The sequence below is a fragment of the Caballeronia sp. genome (genome assembly GCF_049581465.1).
GTDB lineage: Bacteria > Pseudomonadota > Gammaproteobacteria > Burkholderiales > Burkholderiaceae > Caballeronia.
This window is the reverse complement of record NZ_JBAUSA010000074.1, coordinates 1-2,396: the sequence shown is the minus strand read 5'-3', so window position 1 is coordinate 2,396 and position 2,396 is coordinate 1. Positions and strand designations below refer to the sequence as shown.

Below are 2,396 nucleotides of genomic sequence, written 5' to 3'. Positions count from 1 at the left end.
AGCTGAATCCGTCCGTCGTGATCGCCGCGCGGACCATGTTCGAACTGCCCAACGATGACGCACGTCTCACCGTCCATGAGCAGGACGCATGGGATTTCGTCAACGACCGCACGAACCACGGCACGATCGGCGCGTTGCAAATCGATGTCTACGATGCCACCGCGCGCGGCCCCGTGCTCGACAGCCTGGCGTTCTATCGTGCGTGCCGGGCGTGCCTGACTGCGCCGGCTGGCATGGTGACGGTCAACCTGTTCGGCGATCACCCAAGCTTCGTGCGCAACATGAAGCGCCTGAACGAAGCCTTCGACGGCCGCGTGATCGCGCTGCCTGAAGTCCACGACGGTAATCGCATCGCGCTTGCGTTCGCCGGTCCGTCGCTCGATGTGACGTACGCGCAACTCGAAACGCGCGCAAAGCTGATTGAAAAGGAATTGAAGCTGCCCGCGCGTCAATGGGTAACGGGCCTGGCGACCCGTGCGGGCGCGAATGCAGCCACGCATTTCTCCATTTAATCAATAAGCAGCAGGGCGGAAGAAAGCGCAATATTTCAACAGGCTTTCGATCCATATTACGATTCGGGTTCGCCCTGCTTGACTCACTTTTACGCGTCCATATACTCCACAAGTTATTTTTGCGGCGCAATAAAGACACGCGCGACACGCTCGACAGGCGTCAAACCACACCTACCCGGCGCGACCGTGGTCAACGCCCAAGTTTCAAGACAAGAGAGGAGACCGTGATGGCTCACGACGCTGCGACTGGCACTGGCAGAACCCGCAACAAAGCATGGCTTTGGCTTTTGGTCCTTCCCTGGATCGGCGTGGTCTGGGTGCCGTTTTATAACAAGATAGAGCCCACGCTCTTTGATTTTCCGTTTTTCTATTGGTATCAATTGCTTTGGGTACTGGTTAGCGCGGTGATTACCGCTGCGGTGTATGTAAAGACCAAACCGATTCACGGCCCCGCTGCCACCTCGACGACCGGCACGCCAGGGAGCCCGCGATGATGAGTTCCACCGCAACCTTCGTCTTCGTCCTGTTTTTTGTCGGCGTGACGATTCTTGGTTTTGTCGCGGCGCACTGGCGCAAGGCCGATCTGGGCCAACTCGATGAGTGGGGTCTCGGCGGCCGTCGCTTCGGCACGATCGTTACGTGGTTCCTGCTCGGCGGCGATCTCTACACGGCCTATACGTTCGTTGCCGTTCCCGCGCTCGTATTCGGTGCCGGCGCGATGGGCTTCTTCGCGGTGCCGTACACCATCCTGATCTACCCGTTCGCATTCATCGTGTTTCCGAAGCTGTGGGCGATCTCCAAGAAGTTCGGCTACGTGACCGCCGCCGACTTCGTGCACGCGCGCTACAACAGCCGGATGCTGGCATTGGCCATTGCGGTAACAGGCATTGTCGCCACCATGCCGTACATCGCGTTGCAATTGGTCGGTATCGAAGTGGTGATCGGTGCGCTCGGCTTCGACACGACAGGCTTTATCGGCGATCTTCCGCTGATCATCGCGTTTGCGATCCTGGCGGCCTACACGTATACATCGGGCTTGCGCGCGCCGGCCATGATTGCGGTGGTCAAGGACGTGCTGATCTACATCACGATCATCGCGGCCATGATCATTATTCCGGCGCAACTTGGCGGCTTCGGTGCGATCTTCCATGCGGTCGATCCGGCTAAAATCCTGCTGAAAGCGCCGGATGCAGGCAGCCTGAACGGCTATAGCGCGTACGCCACGCTAGCGGTCGGTTCAGCACTCGCGTTGTTCCTGTATCCGCACTCGGTGACGGCGGTGCTGGCATCGAAATCGGGGAACACGATCCGTCGCAACATGGCGTTGCTGCCGGCGTACTCGCTGGTGCTCGGCATGCTGGCGCTGCTCGGCTATATGGCGCTCGCGTCGGGCGTGAAGGACATGCCGGAATTCGTGCCGTACTTCAAGGCTTATGGCGCGAACTTCGCCGTGCCGGCGCTGTTCCTGCACTTCTTTCCGTCATGGTTCGTGGGCGTGGCGTTCGCGGCGATCGGTATCGGCGCGTTGGTGCCGGCGGCCATCATGTCGATTGCGGCTGCCAATCTGTACACGCGCAACGTGCATCGCGAGTTCGTGAACAAGAATATGACGGCGGAGCAGGAAACGAACGTTGCGAAGATGGTGTCGCTGCTGGTGAAAGTGGGCGCAGTGGCCTTTATTCTCGCGCTGCCGCTGACCTACGCCATCCAGTTGCAGTTGCTCGGCGGGATCTGGATCATCCAGACGCTGCCGGCCCTGGTGCTCGGCCTGTACACGCGGGTTCTCGATCACCGCGGCTTGCTGATCGGCTGGGCGGCCGGGATTGCGACCGGCACGGCGATGGCGGTCTCGCTCAAACTGGCCGGCTCCATCTACACGATCCA

Annotated in this window: 2 protein-coding genes and 1 pseudogene; all 3 read left to right on the top strand. The window is 60.1% G+C overall.

Translation table 11 applies throughout. The features are described from left to right. Positions 1-512 (top strand): annotated as a pseudogene (locus WCA53_RS01765) (spermidine synthase); the annotation flags it as partial. A gap of 227 nt (positions 513-739) precedes the next feature. Next, complete coding sequence (locus tag WCA53_RS01760; RefSeq protein ID WP_423904839.1) at positions 740-1,006, top strand: DUF3311 domain-containing protein; 267 nt, start codon at positions 740-742, stop codon at positions 1,004-1,006. Further along, a partial coding sequence (mctP, locus tag WCA53_RS01755; protein ID WP_423904836.1) for a monocarboxylate uptake permease MctP occupies positions 1,006-2,396 on the top strand: 1,391 nt, incomplete at its 3' end. The genes WCA53_RS01760 and mctP, both read left to right, overlap by 1 nt.

Excerpts from the sequence above, each read along its gene's own strand:
- WCA53_RS01760 (WP_423904839.1), top strand. The coding sequence starts at position 740 with ATGGCTCACGACGCTGCGACTGGCACTGGCAGAACCCGCAACAAAGCA.